Raw genomic sequence first — 19862 nt, 5'->3', positions numbered from 1 at the left:
GTCATGCCCCGTAGTGGAACGTGGGCCCGGGGGAGGGGGAGGGGGAGGGCATCCGGTTCCGGTGGCGCGGCATGGGGTTGCGCGGCGGCCGCGTGAGCGTGATCTGGCGTACGAGCTGCTGGAAGCAGGCGAGCGCGGCGATGGCCGGAAGCATGGCAGCCGCCTGGGCGGCAAGCGTTCTGGGTGCCTGGGCCACGCACAGGAACGTGGCAAGTGTGGAGAACAACAAGACGATGGACCAGGAATGGACGGCCCGACGCTGGTGCAGGGCAGCCCTCAGGATGGACAGGGAGGCGACCATCCAGGGCCCGTAGATCAGCAGCGGCCACCAGCTGACGACGTCGTGAGTGGTACGGGGCGTGGCACTGTGCCGCAGGGCGTCACAGATGGCCAGGCCGCTGAACACGCTCACCACGGCGGCGATCACGGCGACCAGGAGGGCGGTGAAGAGACTGCCCGTTCGCAGCAGTGTCCCGGACGGTGATTTCGACGCGGCGTGGCGGTGCCCGCCGGATGCCTGTGTCGGCGCCAGCCCGACGACGCTGGGCGGTCCGACGACCCCCGCAGGTCCGACGGCTCCCGTGGGTCCCGGGACGCTCGCCGCTCCGGTTGCCATGTTCGCGGAGCCGAGCGTGTCGGTCGTTTCGTCGAAGACGACGCGCTCGAAGGACTCCGCCTGCCTGGGGGGCATGGAATGGGGCATGGAGTCCTGCAGCAGGTAGGCGAGCTCCTCCGCCGGGTCCCACGGGCTGCCCACCTGGCCGAACACGAGGGGTGACTGCCCTGCCGCGGCCTGCTGTTCGATGTCCGGACCCGTCCAGAACATGCGTGGCTCCGGCTGGGGAAGGGAGCCGCTCATGTCGTGGTGACCGTATGTCTCAAACACGGGAGGCCATCCCTGCGTATCCGCCGGCGCGCGTGGCGGCCGGGGCGGCCGGCGGCGTCGAGCGCCGGTCGAACTCGCTGTGGATCGCGCTCATCGCGTGCAGGAAATCCTCGAAGATCGAGGACGTGTAATTCAGCTCGATCTTCAGCCCCTCATGCTGCAGGGTCGCGTTCAGATCCGGTCCCAGGCCCGACGACCCGGGCGTGAAGGTCCAGTTCCCCATTCGGGTCGCCGCGTGACGGGGCGGGCGGCCCTCCTCTTCCGCGTGCCGACGGAAGCTTGCCGAGTGGTTTGCTGTGGTCATAGTCCAACCAACGCTCCTGACGGCGTACTGGGAATGCGCCAAGCAGGTGATGATGACGCGGCGATCGCACGTTGACCCGTTTCCGGGCATCCGTTCGGTCGGCCCGAACAGGTCCGCCCCGCTGTGGCCTTGACGGCCGCACCGCATTCCCGCAGCTCAACACGGTGACGGAACGGCCGCGGGGCGCACCGTGATGCAGGCGCGCCGGGCGCGGCGAGAGCGGGGCGTGCACGGCGCACGGTGAACCCCGGTCCCGCGCCGCAACCCTCGTGGCTGCAATGAGGTGACAAGGCGCAACCCCGCATATGCCCCTGCGTTATGTCGAGGTGTTGCCGAGGGCTCCTGCTGCGGGCCCTGTTGATCGAATCACCGCCGGAAAGGATCCGCCGTGCCAGACGTCTTCCTGAGGATCATGCTGATCTGTGCTGCGCTGGGTGTCGTCGGGGCCGCGTGGAGGTCATCCGGAGTGGGTGGACTGTGCCACAGGGACGCCCTTGAACTCAGGCGCCAGCAACGCTTCCGGGACGTCCTGACCGTGAACACGCATGCCGTCTGGATCGCCCATCAGGAAGCGGCGGCAGCGGCGGCAGCGGCAGCGGAGCCCGTGCCCGTGCCCGTGCCGGAACTCCCCCGGGGTGTGTCGTGCGCTGCGTGCGGAGCTTCGTCCGGTGTCGTCGGGTGGGTCGAACCGTAGCAGCACCGTGCCCGGCGTTCACGGCATGCGGGGTGACCGGCCCGTACCCGTGCGGGAGCGGACGGTGTCGCCGACGAACCGGCCGCTCTGTTCCGGGCCGAGGGCCTGCGCCTGCCGCCGGCCTGCTGGTGCGCCATGCCCGCGGCACGGCGCGGTCTGCGGAGTTCCGCGCCCGGGCGGCGCCTTGTGATGGTGGGGCTTCCGTCCGCCGCCCAGGCGGCCTCCTTTCAACTCCAAGACTTCGCACGGGAATGCCCACACCAGGGCCGAAGCGGCAAAAGCGTCATGCATGCCCAAACCGGCACGGAGTGAACCCGCGTCGTGGAGATCGCCTATCCGTCCCAGGAGAGCGCTGCCACGGTCTCCCTCCACTGCCCCGTGTCAGCGGCCGTGCAGCCCCCCCCATACCCTGCCCGAGGCGATCGGTTCCCTGTGCAAGCGCCCCCGGTGACACGCCCAACGAACCGTCGCTGCAACGGACACGGGCTTCCGCCGCCGAATACGGTGATCATATGAGCCGGGTGCCCAATCAGGGACTTGACGAGTCGTCAACCATGCCCGGCTGGGCGGCAGTGCGAGCCCTGCCGGGGGAGCCGTCGAGGATGCGCCGGAGCCAGCGGGTGCGGGCATCGCGGGCGTCCCGGCTGAGGGCGGCCCGCGGGGCGAGGGTGTCGAAGCCGTGGAAGGCGCCGGGCCACACGTGGAGTTCGGCCTGACCGCCGGCCTGCCAGATCGCATTGGCGTAGGCCACGTCCTCATCCCGGAACGTCTCGGCCGACCCGACCTCGATGTACGCCGGCGGCAGCCGGGACAGGTCGGTGGCGCGGGCGGGAGCCGCATAGGGCGGCAGGTCGGCGGTGCCGTACCGCTCGCCCAACAGGGCCTGCCACGCCGTCGCATTGGACGTCCGGTCCCAGGTGTCGACGCCGGCCATCTGGCGGCTGGAGAACGTGTCGTTGCGGTCGTCGAGCATCGGGCACAGGAGCAGCTGCCCGATCGGTGCCGGACCGCCGCGGTCACGGCTGAGCAGGGCCAGCGCCGCCGCGAGGCCGCCGCCGGCGCTCTTGCCCCCGATGACGATGCGGTCCGGGTCGACGCCCAGGTCCGCCGCGTACTCGGCCACCCGGACCAACCCGGCGTAGCAGTCCTCCAGCGGTCCTGGATACTGCGCCTGCGGTGCCAGCCGGTACTCGACGGAGACGACGGCCAACTCCAGCGGGAGGGCCCATTCGCGGAGCAACTGCCGGAGCACGGACCACGCATTGCCCATGATCATGCCGCCGCCGTGCATGTAGTACAGCAGCGGCAGCGGCCGGGCGATCCCGGCCGGCCGGGCGCTGACGAGGGTGACCTCCGGCCCGCCCGGAGCCCCCGGCACCCGCAGCTCCTCCACCTCGAAGCGGCCGTCACCACGGAGTTCGCCGGCCGTCGGCCTGGGTCTGCCTGCCGCATCCTGCTCCTGCCGTGCCGCAAGGTTCTCCGGGGTGACCGGACCCCTCGCCCCGGTGCCCAAAGCCGCCAGCGCGGCGTCGAGCTCGGGATCGAACGGAGGAGCATCCGGGGCAGCGCGGTCCATGGGCGCCAGTCAACCACCCGCTCCCGCCGCCCCCAAGGGGGAGGGGCAGAGGGTCAGACGGGGGATTCCTGGAGGTAGGCGGCGATCATGGCGAGGTCGTTCGCGATGGCCTCGACACCGTCGACGTCCGCGGTCGGTGTGGACGCGCCGTTGACGCCGGCGTAGAAGGTGTCGAAGCGGCCGCCGCCCTTGTCGAGGTAGCCTGCGATGGTGATGGCGCCGACGGCGAGGCGGTCGCCCAGGAAGTCCGCCCCCACGGCCGCGCCGGTCTTCGCGAACACCTTCCCGCGGGCCGGGCAGTTCCGGCAGTTCTCGGCCAGCAGCCCGTCGACCCCGAGGACGGGCAGGGCCTCCCGGAAGCGCCGTGCGTCCGGAGTGCGCTGCCAGTACGCCAGCATCTGCACCACCGCCCGTGGCGTGGCCCGGTCGGCGGGGTTGCCGCCGCGGCCGTCGGCGAGCTGTACCTGTCTGCGGTCGACGCCCGCCCGGTCCAGGAAGTCGGCGAGCACCGGGAAGCCGTCTTCGCACCGGCGGCTGCCGGTGGCGACGGCCATCAGGCAGATGCCCAGGTTGGCGCCCAGGTTGTGGCTTACCTTGAGGATCAGTTTGGCGTACTGCTCGTACGGCGGCGATGTGTACGCGGCCACCCGCGGCCGGCCCTCGTAGGTCCGCGGCAGCCGGGCGACCGGGTTGGGGCCCGTCGCGTCGGCCGTGACCCGCACCCCGGCCCGGCGCAGGGCCTCGATCAGCGCGGTCCGGCCGAACGAGGCCGGATCGGCGACCGGGGAGACGCGCAGCAGCGGCGCGGCGTCGGCGGCGATCGTGCCGGACAGCCGGATCCGGGTGCCGCCGTCGGTGGCCGTCACCGCGATGTTCGTCGGCCCTCCGGCCCCGACCGTTTTCACCGTGGACGTGACCCGGTACGGAGCCACCTTCGGCCGCCAGTCCAACCGGGCGTCGGCTCCCGGCCGGCTCCCGGGCGTGGTCAGCAGGTCGATGAGGTTGTCGTTGATGATCAGGGGCGTGGGGACGGGGTCCAGGAGCGGGTCGGGGGCGAAGAGGCGGCTGTCGACGATCACGTCGCCGTCGACCCGGGTGATGCCGGCGTCGCGGACCTGCCGGGCGAGCTGGTCGATCCCGGCGAGCGGGTTCTCCGGAGTGAGGGTCGCGCCGGGGAAGTCGTCGGCGTAGGTGTGGTCGAGGTCGGTGTACGCGACCGTGCCGTCGGGCCGGGTCCGGCCGCCCATGGTGAGGTCGCCCTGCGCCACGAGATCGAGGTCGCCGGTCAGTGTGGCTCCGTTCCGCTCGCCGACCGCGTAGACGGGGGTCACGAAGCGGTGGTCCGGGCCGAGGGTCTGCCAGGGGCCCGAGACGGAGAAGAGCTTCGCGGTGGAACCCGGGATGAAGAACTGCCCGGGGAACATGCTGTGCAGCACCCGCCCGTCGTCCGGCGCGGTCTGCAGGAGGCCCCACTGGGCATGGCGGTACTCGGGCTTCTGCATGATCTGCGTGATGCGCGGGTCCAGCCGGCCCGGATCTCCCGCTCCCGGGGGCCACGGCGACGGTGAGGGCGAGGGGGCCGCGCCGGCACTGGTGGCCGAGGCGAGCGCCACCAGCAGCAGGGCCGCACACCCGGCGGCCAGTCGGCGCCGCACGGCCGCGACGCGTATCGATACGTCCACAGCGCGCTCCGTCCGTCGCGGCTGCCTCCCGCCGAGGGGCCGGGGCCGTGGGCCGAGGCCTGGGAACAGGGTGGCACGGCACGGTACGGCCCGCATGTCACCGGGGCGCAGCCCGTCCGAGCTGTGCGCCCGGCGGAACCACGTCATCCTGGAGCAGGGAAGGCGCCCGCGGGGCCGCTCGCGGGCGCCCGGCACGAGGGCGACGGCTTTTCCGGCCGGGAGGTGGCGCATGCACCTGGACGAGTCCCAGTGGGCCTGGGCCGTGATCATCACGGTGGTCGCCGTCATCCTCGCGGACGTCGCGGCGGTCGTCCTCATGAACGTGCTCGGCCGCTGACCGGAGCGGACCGGAGCGGTCACGGGGCGGGGTGCTCCGTGATCCAGCGGGCGGCCAGCAACCCGGAGCCGGCGGTGAGGACGGCGGCCGCGACGACGGTGGCGCTCAGGCCGAAGGCGTCGGCGAGGAGGCCGGCGACGAGGGCTCCGGCGGCGTAGCCCATGTCGCGCCAGAAACGGTAGGTGCCGAGGGCGCCGGCCCGCCAGGCGGGGTGGGCGTGGTCGGACACGGAGGCGATCAGCGCCGGGTAGGCCATGGCGGTGCCCAGGCCGAGGAGGACGGCGGAGAGGATCCCGGCGAGCAGCGGCCGGCTCAGGAGGACGAGGGCCAGGGCGAATCCGGCGGCCTGGAACAGCATCCCGTACACGATGAGGGGCTTGCGGCCGACGCGGTCGCAGAGATGGCCGGTGGGAATCTGGCCGAGACCCCACAGCATCGGGTAGAGGCCCTTGATGAGGCCGACGGCGGCGAGGCCCAGGCCTTGCTCGGTGAACAGGAGGGGGAAGACCCCCCAGGTGAGGCCGTCGCCCAGATTGTTGACCAGGCCGGCCTGGCTCGCGCCGCGCAGCGAGCGGTCCCGCCAGGACGTCCGGGCGAAGACGGCGCGCAGCCCGGTCTCCTCGCCCGAGGGCACCCGTTCGGTGTGCCGGGCGAGTTCGAGGGCGACGTGCGCGGCCGTGTCGCGTACGACGAGGGAGAGGGCGAGGCCGGCCGCGACGAAGGCGACGCCGAGCAGTTCGGGGACGGGGCGCAGGCCGTGGACCGTGGCGAGGTACCCGGTGAGGAAGGCGGTGGCGCCTACCGCGGTGTAGCCGGCGGCTTCGTTGAGGCCCGTGGCCAGACCCCGGCGGGCGGGACCGACGAGGTCGATCTTCATGTTGACGGTCATCGACCACGTCAGGCCCTGGTTGACGCCGAGGAGGACGTTGGCGGCGACGATCCAGCCCCAGGACGGCGCCCAGGCGAGGGCGAACGGGACGGGGATGCCGATCAGCCATCCCACCACCAGCAGCTGCTTGCGGCGGAACCGGGCGGTCAGGGCGCCGGCGGCCAGATTGGTCATCGCCTTGGTGAGGCCGAAGGCGATGATGAAGGAGAAGACCGCCAGGTCGCTGGTGAGACCGAAGACCTCGGTGCCGATGAGCGGGACGGTGGTGCGTTCCAGGCCGACGAGGCCGCCGACGCACACGTTGACGATGACCAGCAGGGTGAACTGGACCCGGTTCACGCGCAGTCCGAGGCGTACGGGCCGGCCTGGCGGGGTGGCTGCGAAGCCCATGGCGTGTCCTCTCGCCGGCGACCTGCGTGTCGTGCCCGCCACCGTGAAGATGACGGGCACGCGCACGCCGCGGACCTGGCGCCGCTCCCTCACGCGGGACCGGAAGCTCCAGGATCCCGCCGCCACGGAATGCAGTGTTAGTCCTCGAACCACGCCGCTCACCGAACGGTTGAGCCGCCCCCGGCCGGGGCGGGCGGGAACGGCAGGGGACGGACCGCCGCCCGTGACAACCGTGACCGGGCATTGCGCGGTGTCCGGAATCGGCGGGTCGGAAACCGGTGGAGTCATGGCGCGGAGGCATGGGGTCCGCGCCGTCGTCGTGTCCGCACCGTACGAGCAGTACGAACAGTACGAGCAAGGAGAGCGACCGATGAAGATGCCGTCAGGGGTTCCCAGGAGCAAGGCCGGCCGGCCGGTACCGCACGGCCTCGTACGCAGGCCCCGTGACGGTCCGCGTGGACACCGACGAGCGGAACGGCGGCTGCTGGCCGGCGCTGCGCCTGCGCGGCGGGGCCGGTGGCGAGCCGGCCCGGACCCGCCGCACAAGCGGCGGCGGAAGAGAGGCGGCGGGCGAGCGGTTGCCGGGCGGGTCACGCCCCGGTTCCGGTGCCGAACCGGGTCGCCGTGTGTGCCGCCGCGTCCCACTCGTCGTCGTAGTACGTGTCGTTGCGCCCCATGGACGAGAAGCTGCCCGTGATGAGGCCGAGGACGAGGAAGGCGACGACCAGGACCTTGGCCCCGGTGCTCAGCACGAGCGGCCGGGTGGCGGTCCTCGCCTGCGGCAGGCCGGGAGCCGCGGTCGGCGGGGGCGGGGTGCCGTACGCGGGGGCCGCGGGCCCGGGGTCCCCGAACAGCCGCTTGGGATAGGCCGACGTCAGCATCATCACGTACGCCAGGAACCGCATCCGGAACCGGAGTACGGCGGCCGAGGCCTCGAAGATCGGCTGCGGCATCCTGCCCAGCACGAGCGTGATCAGCCAGAACACCCAGCAGATCGCCGCCCAGCCGTACTGCAGCAGGCTGGCCACGATCGCGGCGGGGATCATCAGGATCAAGCGGAACAGCACGGCCAGCCGGTTCAGCTCGCCGGGCCGCAGCTCGATCTGCACCGGGTAGCCGGGCTCGGCGAACGCGAACGGAGGGTACCGGTCCACCAGCAGCATGGCGCTGGCCGTGACCCGGGTCGCGTACGCCAGGTAGTCGCCGAGGAAGCGGGCGATGCCCTCCGGGAGCCGCCCCCGGAACAGCGCGGCGAACCAGCCGACGATCGTCACGAAGAAGGCCGCGATGCCGAGCAGGGCCACGGCGATCATCTGCGGGATCAGCAGCAGCCATCGCAGCAGCACGGTCCAGCGCCGCTGTCGGCCCGGATCCGGCATGTCGAGCTCCGGCAGGTATTCGCCTTCCGGCCCGGATGCGGCGGCGGGCGGGCGGGGGGTCCAGCCTGTGGTCATGGGGCCTGCTTACGGTGGCGGTGGGCGGGGCGGGGGCGGAAATGCGTCCTCAGCGGCATCCGTACCGTGCGGGCCTGCCGGTCAAAGCGCCTGGACGGAAAGTTGGCCCGGCCGGAGGCATCCGCCGCTCCGGCCGGGCGCCGTACCCAGCTGGGCCGGAGACCACTTCCGCACCGGCGGCCGCCGGGCCGTCTTCCGTACCGGCGGGACCTGTGCACACGAGCCTCCTGACGCGCGCCTGACCGGCAGCCACAGCGTGAGGAGGCGGGCGGGCCGAACCGTCCGTTACGCCGAGCGCGGCACGTTGCCCCGTCCCGCGGCGGTGCCGGTCAGGAAGGCTTGGCGGCCGAATAGGCGGTGACGGTGGCCTTGTTGTCGCACAGGGCGAAGATGCCGTCGTCGAGGGCGATCTGGTGCGCGCCCGCGCCCGGCACCCCGACGACGAGCGTGGGGAACGAGGCGGGGGTAGCGCCGGACACGCAGTAGCCGTCCGCCTCGCCCTGCACGTTCACGAAGGTGAGCTTCGTCCAGGCCTTGGCGCCCGGGGCCAGGGACACGGTGGTGGCCGCCCCGCTGTGCGTGGTGGCGAGCGGCATGTTCTTGTCGGGCGACCCGTTCCCCGCACCGGCGACCGTGGGGAAGCCCTGGAGCGTACAGGTGCTCTTCGAGGTGTTGGCGACGGCGATCACGGCGGCTCCGGTGCCGGTACCAGGCGGCCGGACGGCCGCCTGGCGGGCCTCGGTGGCCTTGACCTCCTTGACCGTGCAGGGCTTCGCCCCGCCACCGGCCGCGGTGGGGGAGCCCGGGGCGGCGGGCGTAGCCGACGCCGCCCCGCCGGACCCGCCCGTCGCCGCCCCCGGAGTCGGCGACTGGGCGGACCGCGAGGGCTCAGCGGGCTGCGCACCGTCCTCCCCGGACGGAGTACAGCCCGCCACCAGGACGGTGGTGGCCACTGCCGCCACCACCGCGGCCACGGTCTGCCGGACACCTGCTGCGTACTGCATGGGGAACCTCCCGAGGCCCGTTGACCGGGCCTCAGCGGCCCGTACGTCCACGGACACACCATCGCGCCGCCCCGGAGTTCCCGCCGCCACGTTGCTGTGCCCTTCCCGCGACGCCTTCATGACCTGCCGGCCCGGCGGGCCGACTGGCCGACGGGCCGACGGCCGCCGAACGCCCGTTCCCCCGCCGACATGACGGCAGAAAAGGCGGAAAATGCGTCCTTGTATACGCCCCGTGAACCCTCCTAGGTTGGGGCACATGAAGAAACAAGGAATGCGAAAGGCCACGCTCGTCGTTTCCCTCGCGGTCGGCTCGGTGCTCGCGCTGGCCGGGAATTCGACCGCCGCGCCCGCGGCACAGTCCCTTGCTGAGAGCGGCTCCACGAAGTGCGACAGTTTCGTCAACCACGGAAAGAAGTGGACGGCGAATTGCAAGGTCATCCGGGGGCAGGCCGCAGCGTGGACCGAATGCTCGGACGGCACTGAGGTCAAAGGCCCCTTCGTCGGGGTCGGCTACTGGGCATTCGGCGGCGACTGCAGCGGGCACGGCACCGTGAAGCACTGGAAAGTCCTCACGAGGTAGACAGGACGAATCCCGTCCGAAAGTCGACCCCCGACCCTGCCTGGGTCGGGGGTCGACCCCGTGGCGGAAAATCCGTCAGGCCCGTCCGGCCGGCACGGCGGCGGCGCGGACGTCACCGCTCATCGAGCCGGCCGTCCCGGTCGTGGCGGAGAACCCGCGCTCCAGGGCGTCGAGCGCGGCACGGGCCTCGCTGATGCGCCTGCGCATCTCCTCGACGTCAGCGGGCTGACCGTCCGCGGCAGCTGCTGTGGTGGCGGTCTCGGCGGACTGGGCCTCCACCTGGCGCGCCTCTTCCAGGGAGTTGATGACCACGCCGATGAGCAGGTTGACCAGGACGAACGAGCCGAGCAGGACGTACGAGGCGAAATAGAGGACGGTCCAGCGGGAGACCTCCAGACCGGCCCGGACCGCATCGCCGAGGCCGTCCAGGGTGATGAGCAGGGACAGGGTGAGGGCGGCGCGGCCGAGGGAGCCGAAGTGCTCGGGGTCGTCGTCGGCCAGGAAGACCCAGCCGACCATGGAGTACACGTACAGCAGCAGCGCCCCCACGAGCAGGAAGCTCAGGGTGCCCGGCAGGCTCTTGCCGATGGCGACGATCACGATGCGGACCTGCGGCAGGAACCGGGCCGCACGCAGCACCCGGGCCAGCCTCAGCAGCCGGAGCACCGTGGCGTTCTCCCGGGCGAAGGGCGCGAGGGCGAGCGCGACCACGGCCAGGTCGAAGAGGTTCCAGGGATCGCGGAAGAAGTCCCGGGGCCGGTCGGCGTGCGCGGCGGCGCGCACGAGGATTTCGAGCGTGAACGCGGCCAGGAACAGGTGTTCGGCGAGTTTGAGACCGTCGTGCCAGTCCTGCACGACGCCGTCATAGGTCTCGACGCCCATGAGCGCGGCATTGCCGACGATGAGGCAGAACACGGTGGTGGTGAAGGCGGCCGAGTCGGCGATCCGCCGGCTGCGGGCGGCCAGAGCGCGGCGTGACGGGCCGGACCGGTGGGGCATCGAGGAGGTCCTCATCCTTGTGGAGCCTGATCGTTCATCAATTCGAGTGGATCTTAAAGGGGATCCCCCGCCGAACCGCGGTGCAGGCGCCGGGACTCGCGGCCGTGCAGTGAGGCGCGAGGACCTCCTGTTCCGCCTCGCCGGCCGGTGGAGAAGGCGGCCCCTGGCGGCCAGGGCACCCCACGGGGTGGGCGGGCAGGCGCCGCCACGGCTTGAGAGCGGGTGCCGCCGTCGACCTGTCGGACCCCGGCTGCATGATCGGTCCATGGACGAGGAATGGACCGACGGCCCGCAGGCCCGCGCGCTGCGCGAGATCGCCTGGCGGTACCTGCCGGACGAGGACGCCCTGCGGTGGGCTTCCTTGCTGCGGCCCGGCATACGGCTCGTGGCCGAGGACGGAACGGGGGACACGGCCGAACTCCCGGCCGCCGCCCGGCTGGGCGGGCTGCCCCGGCTGCCGGACGGAATCCCGTGGCCCACCGGCCCGGCGGGCGCTCCGCTGGCGTTCGTCGCCGCGGTGGACTGCACGGCGCTCCCGGCCGGGGCGCTCGACGTGCCCCTGCCTCCGGAGGGCGTGCTCGCGTTCTTCGCCTCCGCGCCACTGGACGGGGGCCCGGACGGCCGGTACCGGTCGGGGGCGGCAGGCACCACGCCCGGCCGGGTCGTCCACCTCCCCGCGGACGCGCCCGGTTCCGTACGCACCGCCCCGCCGGGCGTCCCCGTGTTCCCCTCCGCGCGCCTGGCCGCCCGGCCGGAACTGACCGCGCCCTTCCCGGAACACCCCCGGGTCCGGGACGCGTTTGCGCTGCACACCTGGGAGGACCCGTACGGCCACCCCCTCTACGAGCAGGGCTTCCTCGACTAACTCGCCGAGTACGGACACCGCTTCGAGCACAGGGTCGGCGGGTACGCGGCGTGCGCCGGCGCCGTCCCCGTCGAGTACGAGGCAGCCGCTGCTGCCGACGCCGGGGCCGGAGCCAGCCGGGCGGAGCGGGTCGAGCCGTCGGCGGCGGGAGCAGACGACACCGGACGGGCACTGGAATGGGTGCTGTTGGCGCAGTTCCAGTGCGACCCGGAGGAGCGGGTGCCGGCGGCGGGAGCGCCATCGGACGGCGGGAGGCGCATCGTACTGGCGTGGCTGATCCGCCGCGAGGACCTGGCGCGGGGCCACTTCGCCGAGTCCGTTCTCCTCCGCCGCTTCTGAGTCGGCGGCAGGCGCCGCGGCGGCCGCCCGCCGGCCCTCATCGCCGTCGGACCGTTCCACGAGGACGGGCGGGGCGGCCGCCGCAGACCTCTCCGGCAACTGGGCCTACTGCCGCGACGTGTGCCGGGGCGAGGTCACCGCCGCGGACGGCAGCGCCGTCACCCTCCGGGACGCATCGGGCGGGGCCGTCTGGCAGGGCACCGCCGAACCGGGCACCTCGAACGGCACGAGCTGTTCCTCTCCGGGGACCCCGGACGTACGTCGACCACACCGAGGCCTGGGAAGGCGACCTCGCCGCGGTGGTGCAGGACCTGCCGGCCCGCGGGCTCCACCCCTGCTCGCTGATCTTCGAGCGCAACGAGGACTGCGGCGACGCCGAACGGCCGGCCACCTGGGAGACGAAGGACGCCCGCCGCCACCTGTCCTGCAGTTCTCCTGCCTCGTGGGCGACGGCGACCACGAGTTCCGGATATGGCTGGTCGTCATCGACGCCCGAGCCGATGGTCATGCGGTCGCGGACCCGTGCCGTGAAGGCGTCGGCGACTGCCCGTTCGCCGCCCGTGCCGAAGGTTCTGACTGATCCCCACGCCCGGACCGGTCGGGTGCACATGCGGACAAATGCGGACGGAAAGGCGCGTGCGGGGAGAGCGGGCCCTATAGCCTCGCTCCCGACAGCCAGGCGACGTGCCCCGGGAGGCATCTTGAATGAGCGGCCGGTCCTTCTGCCCTACGCCGACCCGGCTTTCGTCGCGGACCCGTTCCCCCTCTACCGGCAGCTGCGCGAGGAAGGCCCGGTGCGCCGCGCCGTCATCGCGGGCGGCCTGGAGGCCTGGCTCATCACCCGCTACGAGGACGGGCTCGCCGCCCTCTCGGACTCCCGCCTCAGCAGCGACGTGCGCGACGCCTCCGACGGCCGGCTCCTGCAGCAGCTGCCCGAGACGGAGCGCGATGCGATGCTGAGCAACATGCTCCGCAGCGACCCGCCCGACCACACCCGGTTGCGGCGCCTGGTCTCCAAGGCGTTCACCGCCCGCAGGGTGGCGGGAATGGGGCCGCGCATCCAGGCCATCACCGACCGGCTGCTGGACGCGGTCGTCCCGGCCGGCCGCGCCGACCTCGTCGCCGAGTTCGCGCTGCCGCTCCCGGTCACGGTGATCAGCGAACTGCTCGGGGTGCCGGTGGACGACCGCCACGAGTTCCAGCACTGGACCGACCGCATGCTCACGCGGGGCGCGGAGCCGGTCGACCGCGCCGTGGTCAACGAGGCGTGGCAGCACATGCGCGCCTACGTCGCCGACCTCATCCGGGGCAAACGGGCCGCTCCCGGCGACGACTTGCTCAGCGGCCTCATCACGGCCCGCGACGAGGAGCAGCAGCTCACCGAGGACGAGCTCATCGCCATGGTGTTCCTGCTGCTGGCCGCCGGCTACATCACCACCGTCAACCTGATCGGCGGCGGCATCGCCACCCTGCTCGCCCACCCCGACCAGCTCGACCTGCTGCGCTCCGACCCGGAGCTGCTGCCGGGCGCGATCGAGGAGTTCCTCCGCTACGACGGCCCGGTCAACCCCGGCATCGCCCGGTTCGCGCGCGAGGACGTCGAGATCGCGGGCGTGTCCATCCCGAACGGCGCGACCGTGCTGATCGCCTCGGCCATCGCCGACCGCGACCCGGCGCGGTTCCCCGACCCCGACCGCCTGGACATCACGCGGCACGACAACGCCCACCTCGCGTTCGGGCACGGCGTGCACTACTGCCTGGGCGCGCCGCTGGCCCGGCTGGAGGGGCAGATCGCCATCGGCACCGCCCTGCGCCGGCTCCCCGGGCTCGCCCTCGCCGTGGCGCCGGACGAGATCCGCTGGCGCCCCGGCGGCCTGCGCGGCCCCGTCGGCCTGCCGGTGACCTTCACCCCGGGCGGCTAGGGTCTGCCGCGCCGGGGAGCCGAGCGTGGACGTCACTGTCAGCGGGTGGCCCCGACAGCGACGATGAGCGCTTCCTGCCCGGCCCGCCATCGGCCGGGACGGCCGCGCGATACCCGAAGTCGTCCCCCCGGTGACACGATCCGCGATCCGACGTCGAAAGTCCGTTGTCAGTCCTCCCTCAGACATGCGGCATCCACGGCACTGCGCCCCCGCGGGTTTGTGCGCCCACGGCACTGCGCCCTCCATGGCGCGCCGCCGTCCTCGCCCCCAGGCGCCGCCGGCTACCCGACCCGGGCGGCGGCCGCGGCCAGGGCCTCCGTGAAGGCGGCGGCGTGCGGAGCGGGCCGGCGGCGGCGCGGCGTCGCCACGCCGATGTGCCGGGCCGGACGCGGGGGGTCGACATCGACCACGGTGAGCCCCGGGGCCGGGGCCAGCGAGACCTTCGGGACCAGCGAAACCCCCACCCCGGCAGCGACCAGGGTCTGGGCGAAGAAGTAGTCCGTGGTGGAGGCGGCCACCTGGAGGTCGAAGCCGGCCCGCTGCGCATGGCGGCGGAGGTACGCCTCGGTCTTCAGGCAGCCCAGCACCCACCGGTCCGCAGCCAGCTCCCCGAGGTCGATGCCGGCCCGCCCGGAAAGGCGGTGCCCGCGCGGCAGCACCACCGAGAGTGGATCGTCCATCAGCGGGGTCCAGTCGATCCCCGGCCGTTCGGACGGAGGCACCGGGAGCGGTCCGTCGAAGTGGTAGGCGAGCGCCAGATCGGCCTCGCCGCGCCGGAGCATCGGCAAGGCCCCCTCCGGCTCGCTCTCACGCACCGTCAGCTCCACATCCGGGTGCGCGGCCACGAACCGGGCCAGCGCCTCGGGCAGCAGGTAGCGGCCGCCGCTGGTGAACGTGGCGACCGTCAGGCGCGGCCGGGCGACGCTCAGCCGGTCGATCTCCCGGCGTACGTGGTCGAGTTCCGCCGAGATGGTCTCGGCGGCTTCCACCAGAAGCCGCCCGGCCTCGGTCAGGGTCACCCCGCGGGTGCTGCGGACCGCGACCGCCCGGCCCAGGGACCGCTCCAGCACGGCGATGTGCTGGGAGACGGCCGAGGGTGTGAGCAGGAGCGCGGCCGCGGCCCGGTTGAAGCTGCCGTGTTCGGCGACCGCCCGCAGGACACGCAGCCGCTGCACATCGATCATCAGTTTTCCTTCATACGTGTTCAGTAGATGACCAGTTCTGCTGGGGACCGTACAGCGGCAGAGTCGGGGCATGCGAAACGTATGTGTGATCGGCGGGAGCCGGTACTTCGGCAGGCACCTGGTGGAGCTGCTGCGCGTGGCGGGCACGCACGTGACGGTGGTCAACCGGGGCTCGGCCCCCGCACCGCAGGGGGTGCACCGTCTGGTCGCCGACCGCGGCGACGAGCGGCAGCTGCGCGCCGTACTGGGCTCCCGGACCTTCGACGTGGTCGTCGACCAGGTGTGCTACACGCCCGAGCAGGCCGCGGTCGCCCGCCGGGTCTTCGCCGGCCGGACCGGCCGCTACGTCATGACCTCGACGGTCGAGGTGTACGACCCGGCGACGAACCCGGCACCCGACGGCGCCGACTGCCCGCTCCCCGTCACCGAGGACGTGTACGACCCGGTCGGCCGGCCGGCTCCCGGCGTCCCGGCCGGCACCGACGAGGCGACGGCGTACGCCGAAGGCAAGCGGCAGGCCGAAAGCGTGCTGCTGACCGACCCGGTCTTCCCGGCCGCCGTCGTGCGTACCGCCCACGTCCTGGGTGGCGGCCGGGCCGACTTCACCGGACGGCTGGCGCACTACACCGACCGGATCTCCGCCGGAGAGCCGGTCCTGGCCCACCGGCGGGCCAGGCCGACGACGTTCATCCACCACCGGGAGATCGCGGAGTTCCTGCACTGGACCGCCGGAGCGTCGTTCACCGGGCCGGTCAACGCCTGCGCGCACGGCACGCTGACCGTGACCGAACTCGGCGACCTGGTGGCCGAACGGGTCGGCAGGCCGCCGCACTACATCCCCGTGGAGGACGGAGCAACCGCGTCCCCGTTCTCGTACGACCGCGCCTACCCGATGGACAACGGGCGGGCGACCCGGCTGGGCTTCGCCTTCAGCCGGGTGACGGACTGGATGCCGCAGGCGATCGACGAAGCCCTCGCCGCGCGCACGACCGCGGTCCGGGACGGGGGTACGCGATGACGGCCGAACGCTTCATCGGCGGGGTGAGCGTGTCGGCGGTCGGACTCGGTGCCATGCCGCTGTCCGTCGAAGGCCGCCCGGACCGGCGGCAGGCTCTCGCCACCCTGCACGCGGCGCTGGACGCCGGCGTCACCCTCCTCGACACGGCCGACTCGTACCACTGGCACGCCGACGAGACCGGCCACAACGAGCGGCTCATCGCACAGGCGCTGGCCGAGCGTCGCGGCCCGGACCGCGATGCCGTCCTGGTGGCCACCAAGGGGGGCCGCGGCCGGCCCGGCGACGGCTCGTGGACCGTGGACGCCCGCCCCGACCACCTCCGGCGCGCCTGCGAGGCCTCGCTGCACCGCCTCGGCGTGGAGACGATCGGGCTGTACCAGCTGCACAAGCCCGACCCGCAGGTGCCCTGGGCGGAATCCGTCGGCACCCTGCGCGAACTGGCCGAACAGGGCAAGATCCGCGCGGCCGGGATCTCCAACGTGACCGTCGAGCAGCTCGACGAAGCCCGGCTGATCCTGGGTGACCTGCTGGTCTCCGTGCAGAACCGGTACTCTCCCGCCGTCCGCGACAGCGAGCCCCAGTTGCGCCGCTGCGCCGAACTGGGCATCGCCTTCCTGCCGTGGAGCCCGCTGGGCGGGATCTCGCGCAGTTCACTGGACGGCCCGTCGGGGCCGACCTCCTCCGGCACGGCGTTCCACGAGGTCGCCGCCGAACACGCGGTCAGCCCGCAGCAGGTGTGCCTGGCCTGGCTGCTGTCCCGGGCACCGGTGGTGATCCCGATCCCCGGCGCCTCCCGCCCGCACACGGCCCGGGACTCGGCGTCCGCCGCCGGGCTGGTGCTGGCCCCGGACCGGCTCGCCCGCCTGGACGCCGCCGCGGAGGCCTGGAAGACCGGTACGGGCTGAGCGGCCGCCGGCCGCCGGCCGCACGAAAAGGCAATGCCCCGTCGTGCGGCCGTCGGCCAAGCTCTGGGCATGGGCAGTTTCCACTTCTTCTCGGGGGCTGCTCGAACGGCAGCCCCGAGGCGGAACGGCCGTGCCGGTGGCCCCGGTGCTCAGAAGGTCCAGCGCGTGTGGCTGTACACACCGCTGTCGCGGCCGAAGCCGTACGCGGTGGTCGGGGCCACCGCGAACACCATCGCCTTCCCCTGCCGGAAGGCGTCCCCGATCCCGTGGAAGGTGCCCTCGGGCGAGGTGATGTGCGCCCCGTACTTCGCCTCGTACGCTGCGATCACCTCCTCCAGCACCGCCGGATCGGCGATCGGACGCGCCCTGCCCTCGACGACGAGGTCCAGCCCCTCGGTGAGCGAGTTCCCCCCGGTGGTCAGCGCGCAGTGCGTGTCATGTGCGAGGTTCTTGGCCTTCTGCTCGGCCGGGCCGGTGGAGAAGTACAGCACCCCGTCCCGCCAGGCGGCGATCACGGGCGTGACGTGCAGCCTGCCGTCGGGCCGAACCGTGGAGACCCAGAAGATCTCGGCGGCCTCCAACTGCCGCAGGGCCTCTCCCCATTCGGTGGCGGTGACGTCCTCGGCCCCCGGGCGGGGATTGAGCGCCGAACTGTAGCGGGCATCGAGCTCGGTCGTGGGCTGCTGTGCGGATCCGTGGGTCGGCATGGCAGATCTCCTTCCTGATCACTCCGTAACGACTCGAACGACTCGAACGACTCGGCATCTCGGCATCTCGGCATCTCGGCATCTCGGCTCGAGCGTCCTGCAGACCGCGGATGCCCACGGATGGCGTGTGGTCACGAGCAGCCGGCGACTCTGTCATGGCAAGACTGTCGGCCCCGTGGGGGCGTTCGGCCACCTCTCAGTCGTCCACCTGGCCGATGCCGGCGCGCCCACGGCCCCACCGGGGGCGACGCGGAATCCGGGGTACCTCCTTCGCAGCCGCTGCCGTCTCAGGCGCCCACCTCCCTCGGGAGCTTCCTTCGCGCCTCTGTCTTTCGGCAGAGGCGCGGATCGGCCGTGAGGCGCATGCCGTCGCCCCGTTCGCTATCGATACTGGTCAGCGTGTTGCGTACTGCTCCGTTCCGTCGTCTTGTCCGTGCTCGTCCGCCCGCCGGGTCCTGCGGGCGGGCCGTGCGCGCGGTGGCGGAGACGGCCGGGGCGGTACTCGCGGGGCTGGGCGTGTGGGCGGCGGTCGCGAGCCTGGAGCTGCTGCCCCACCCGTATGTGCCCGTGCCGGCGCTGGCGGCCGGCGCCGTGCTCTTCCCGATGCGCCGCCGGTTCCCGGCGGCCGTGCTCCTCGCCCTCGCCGCGCTGACGGGGCTCGCGTTCTGCGTCGGGCCGGTCGCCGCCGCGGCTGCGTACTCGGTGGCTCGGCGGACGGTCGAGGCGCGGTGCCGTGCCCGGCTGCTGGCTGCGGCGGCCGCTCTGGTGGTGGTGGCTGCGACCGTGGCCGCGCCATGGCTCGGTCCGGGACCGGTGCCGTACGGACTCGCGCTCGGCCTGATCCTCACACCGACCGCCGTGATCGTCCCCGGCCTGGTCGGCACCGCGTACGGACAGCAGCGCCGCCTCGTACAAGCGCTGCGCGAGCGCGGAGACGCCGCCGAACGGGCCCGCCGGCTCGCCGACAGCGAGGCCCGCATCCACGAACGCGCGCGCATCGCCGCCGAGATGCACGATCTCGTGGGACACCGGCTCAGCCTCGTCTCGCTGCACGCGGGCGGGCTGGAGCTGGCCCTGGAGCGGGCCGACCCCGAGCTGCGCGAGGAAGCCGTCCTGGTGCGGCGGACCACCCGCGACGCGATGCGTGAGCTGCGCCAGGCCCTCGGGGTGCTCGGGCCGCTGGGACGCGACACCGGGCCCGAGGCGCTCACCGACGCGACCGGGACACGCGCCGACATCGAGGCCCTCGTGGCGGAGTCCCGGAACGGCGGGATCGCCGTACGGCTCGACTGGATCGGGCCGGACCTCGACGCGCGCCCGGCCCGGGTGCGCCGGGCGGTGCACCGGCTGGTCCGCGAGTCCCTGACCAACGTGCACCGCTACGCGAGCGCCGCCCACGTCACGGTGAGGGTGGTGCACGGCGACGAGACCGTGCAGGTCACCGTCCGCAACGGCGCCCCGCCCGTACCTCCTGCCTCCGCCGCCGACGAGGGCACCGGCCGCGGGCTCGCGGGGCTCGGGGAGCGGGTCCGGCTCCTGGGCGGGACGTTCGACGCCGGCCCGCTGCCGACCGGCGGCTTCCGGGTGGATGCGGCCGTGCCCGCCGAGCCGGGCGACACCCCCGCGACCGGCCGGCCGGGCAGCACCGGAGAGCGGGGAGGGGACGGGCTGCCCGTCACGGATGCCGCGGACGGCACGGATGCCGAGGATGCCGGGAGTGGCCAAGGCCGGCTCGTGCAGGTGCTGACGCTCACCCTCGGGCTGGTGGCCCTGAGCGTACTGATGGTCCTCGGGACCGCGTTCGTGTACGCCACCGCGCCGCGGAAGGACTTGGCCGGCCCGCGCCCGCAGCCGCGCGTCGGCATGACCTACGGCGACGTGGCGGGGCTGGGCGTCCTGGACAACGCTGCGGTCCGGGCCGCCGCCACCGGGCACGAGCCGCCGCGGCCCGCCGCCGCGGCCGGCTGCATCTACCCGTTCAACGGCGGCACCGAGTCCCGCCCCGGCAGCCTGCAGGTCGCCCGACACTGCTTCGACGCCGCGCAACGGCTCATCGCCATCGACCGCTTCACCGTCCCGTCGGTCCGGGACGCCGCACCCTGGGAGACCCGTTGACCGAGCCCGCCC

17 protein-coding genes are annotated in these 19862 nt (G+C 73.2%); 7 read left to right on the top strand and 10 right to left on the bottom strand.

The window, feature by feature from the left end; genetic code table 11:
• Position 1: 1 nt before the first annotated feature.
• From HYE82_RS19675 to HYE82_RS19645, 7 genes are all read right to left on the bottom strand, one after another.
• Positions 2-826 (bottom strand): hypothetical protein, encoded by an 825-nt coding sequence (locus HYE82_RS19675; protein ID WP_256987444.1) that lies wholly within the window; start codon positions 824-826, stop codon positions 2-4.
• Between the two features lie 52 nt (positions 827-878).
• Positions 879-1190, bottom strand: a complete 312-nt coding sequence (locus HYE82_RS19670; RefSeq protein ID WP_179175422.1) for a hypothetical protein — start codon at positions 1188-1190, stop codon at positions 879-881.
• 1223 nt (positions 1191-2413) lie between these two features.
• On the bottom strand, positions 2414-3460 hold the full coding sequence (locus HYE82_RS19665; protein ID WP_179175421.1) for an alpha/beta hydrolase: 1047 nt from the start codon (positions 3458-3460) through the stop codon (positions 2414-2416).
• Between the two features lie 53 nt (positions 3461-3513).
• Positions 3514-5142, bottom strand: a complete 1629-nt coding sequence (gene dacB / locus HYE82_RS19660) for a D-alanyl-D-alanine carboxypeptidase/D-alanyl-D-alanine-endopeptidase (protein WP_309144381.1) — start codon at positions 5140-5142, stop codon at positions 3514-3516.
• A gap of 356 nt (positions 5143-5498) precedes the next feature.
• The gene (locus HYE82_RS19655; RefSeq protein ID WP_179175420.1) at positions 5499-6758 is read right to left on the bottom strand and encodes an MFS transporter; all 1260 of its coding nucleotides are present in this window, start codon (positions 6756-6758) and stop codon (positions 5499-5501) included.
• A 590-nt stretch (positions 6759-7348) separates the two neighbouring features.
• Entirely contained in the window at positions 7349-8212 is an 864-nt protein-coding gene (locus HYE82_RS19650; protein ID WP_179175419.1) for a DUF4389 domain-containing protein, read from the bottom strand.
• Positions 8213-8541: 329 nt separating this feature from the next.
• The gene (locus HYE82_RS19645) at positions 8542-9216 is read right to left on the bottom strand and encodes a DUF4232 domain-containing protein (protein WP_179175418.1); all 675 of its coding nucleotides are present in this window, start codon (positions 9214-9216) and stop codon (positions 8542-8544) included.
• A 256-nt stretch (positions 9217-9472) separates the two neighbouring features.
• On the opposite strand from HYE82_RS19645, the gene HYE82_RS19640 reads away from it, so the two are divergent.
• A complete protein-coding gene (locus tag HYE82_RS19640) occupies positions 9473-9796 on the top strand; it encodes a hypothetical protein (RefSeq protein WP_256987440.1) in 324 nt (107 codons plus the stop codon).
• A gap of 75 nt (positions 9797-9871) precedes the next feature.
• On the opposite strand, the gene HYE82_RS19635 is transcribed toward HYE82_RS19640, so the two are convergent.
• Entirely contained in the window at positions 9872-10795 is a 924-nt protein-coding gene (locus tag HYE82_RS19635) for an ion transporter (RefSeq protein ID WP_179175417.1), read from the bottom strand.
• Between the two features lie 265 nt (positions 10796-11060).
• Here HYE82_RS19635 and HYE82_RS19630 point away from each other — a divergent pair, with 265 nt between their 5' ends.
• From HYE82_RS19630 to HYE82_RS19620, 3 genes are all read left to right on the top strand, one after another.
• Positions 11061-11660, top strand: a complete 600-nt coding sequence (locus HYE82_RS19630) for a DUF1963 domain-containing protein (protein WP_179175416.1) — start codon at positions 11061-11063, stop codon at positions 11658-11660.
• A gap of 180 nt (positions 11661-11840) precedes the next feature.
• On the top strand, positions 11841-11999 hold the full coding sequence (locus tag HYE82_RS19625; protein WP_179175415.1) for a hypothetical protein: 159 nt from the start codon (positions 11841-11843) through the stop codon (positions 11997-11999).
• A gap of 701 nt (positions 12000-12700) precedes the next feature.
• Positions 12701-13921: a cytochrome P450 gene (locus HYE82_RS19620; RefSeq protein WP_179175414.1), complete on the top strand. Its 1221-nt coding sequence runs from the start codon at positions 12701-12703 to the stop codon at positions 13919-13921.
• A gap of 281 nt (positions 13922-14202) precedes the next feature.
• Here the strand turns inward: HYE82_RS19620 and HYE82_RS19615 are convergent, their stop codons facing one another.
• Positions 14203-15105: a LysR family transcriptional regulator gene (locus tag HYE82_RS19615; protein WP_179175413.1), complete on the bottom strand. Its 903-nt coding sequence runs from the start codon at positions 15103-15105 to the stop codon at positions 14203-14205.
• 70 nt (positions 15106-15175) lie between these two features.
• On the opposite strand from HYE82_RS19615, the gene HYE82_RS19610 reads away from it, so the two are divergent.
• Positions 15176-16123 (top strand): NAD-dependent epimerase/dehydratase family protein, encoded by a 948-nt coding sequence (locus tag HYE82_RS19610; protein ID WP_179175412.1) that lies wholly within the window; start codon positions 15176-15178, stop codon positions 16121-16123.
• Positions 16120-17028, top strand: a complete 909-nt coding sequence (locus tag HYE82_RS19605) for an aldo/keto reductase (protein ID WP_179175411.1) — start codon at positions 16120-16122, stop codon at positions 17026-17028. Before HYE82_RS19610 ends, HYE82_RS19605 begins: the two co-directional genes overlap by 4 nt.
• 149 nt (positions 17029-17177) lie before the next feature.
• Here the strand turns inward: HYE82_RS19605 and HYE82_RS19600 are convergent, their stop codons facing one another.
• Positions 17178-17735 carry a pyridoxamine 5'-phosphate oxidase family protein gene (locus HYE82_RS19600; RefSeq protein ID WP_179175410.1) on the bottom strand — a complete coding sequence of 186 codons (558 nt, stop codon included), beginning with the start codon at positions 17733-17735 and terminating at the stop codon, positions 17178-17180.
• 363 nt (positions 17736-18098) lie between these two features.
• Here HYE82_RS19600 and HYE82_RS19595 point away from each other — a divergent pair, with 363 nt between their 5' ends.
• The gene (locus HYE82_RS19595) at positions 18099-19850 is read left to right on the top strand and encodes a sensor histidine kinase (RefSeq protein ID WP_179175409.1); all 1752 of its coding nucleotides are present in this window, start codon (positions 18099-18101) and stop codon (positions 19848-19850) included.
• Positions 19851-19862: the final 12 nt, after the last annotated feature.

Source organism: Streptomyces sp. BR123 (assembly GCF_013401435.1).
Classification (GTDB): domain Bacteria; phylum Actinomycetota; class Actinomycetes; order Streptomycetales; family Streptomycetaceae; genus Streptomyces.
This window is presented reverse-complemented; position numbering and strand designations above follow the sequence as displayed.

Excerpts from the sequence above, each read along its gene's own strand:
- HYE82_RS19675 (WP_256987444.1), bottom strand. The coding sequence starts at position 826 with ATGTTCTGGACGGGTCCGGACATCGAACAGCAGGCCGCGGCAGGGCAG.
- HYE82_RS19670 (WP_179175422.1), bottom strand. The coding sequence starts at position 1,190 with ATGACCACAGCAAACCACTCGGCAAGCTTCCGTCGGCACGCGGAAGAG.
- HYE82_RS19665 (WP_179175421.1), bottom strand. The coding sequence starts at position 3,460 with ATGGACCGCGCTGCCCCGGATGCTCCTCCGTTCGATCCCGAGCTCGAC.
- HYE82_RS19655 (WP_179175420.1), bottom strand. The coding sequence starts at position 6,758 with ATGGGCTTCGCAGCCACCCCGCCAGGCCGGCCCGTACGCCTCGGACTG.
- HYE82_RS19650 (WP_179175419.1), bottom strand. The coding sequence starts at position 8,212 with ATGACCACAGGCTGGACCCCCCGCCCGCCCGCCGCCGCATCCGGGCCG.
- HYE82_RS19645 (WP_179175418.1), bottom strand. The coding sequence starts at position 9,216 with ATGCAGTACGCAGCAGGTGTCCGGCAGACCGTGGCCGCGGTGGTGGCG.
- HYE82_RS19640 (WP_256987440.1), top strand. The coding sequence starts at position 9,473 with ATGAAGAAACAAGGAATGCGAAAGGCCACGCTCGTCGTTTCCCTCGCG.
- HYE82_RS19635 (WP_179175417.1), bottom strand. The coding sequence starts at position 10,795 with ATGCCCCACCGGTCCGGCCCGTCACGCCGCGCTCTGGCCGCCCGCAGC.
- HYE82_RS19630 (WP_179175416.1), top strand. The coding sequence starts at position 11,061 with ATGGACGAGGAATGGACCGACGGCCCGCAGGCCCGCGCGCTGCGCGAG.
- HYE82_RS19615 (WP_179175413.1), bottom strand. The coding sequence starts at position 15,105 with ATGATCGATGTGCAGCGGCTGCGTGTCCTGCGGGCGGTCGCCGAACAC.
- HYE82_RS19610 (WP_179175412.1), top strand. The coding sequence starts at position 15,176 with ATGCGAAACGTATGTGTGATCGGCGGGAGCCGGTACTTCGGCAGGCAC.
- HYE82_RS19605 (WP_179175411.1), top strand. The coding sequence starts at position 16,120 with ATGACGGCCGAACGCTTCATCGGCGGGGTGAGCGTGTCGGCGGTCGGA.
- HYE82_RS19600 (WP_179175410.1), bottom strand. The coding sequence starts at position 17,735 with ATGCCGACCCACGGATCCGCACAGCAGCCCACGACCGAGCTCGATGCC.
- HYE82_RS19595 (WP_179175409.1), top strand. The coding sequence starts at position 18,099 with ATGCCGTCGCCCCGTTCGCTATCGATACTGGTCAGCGTGTTGCGTACT.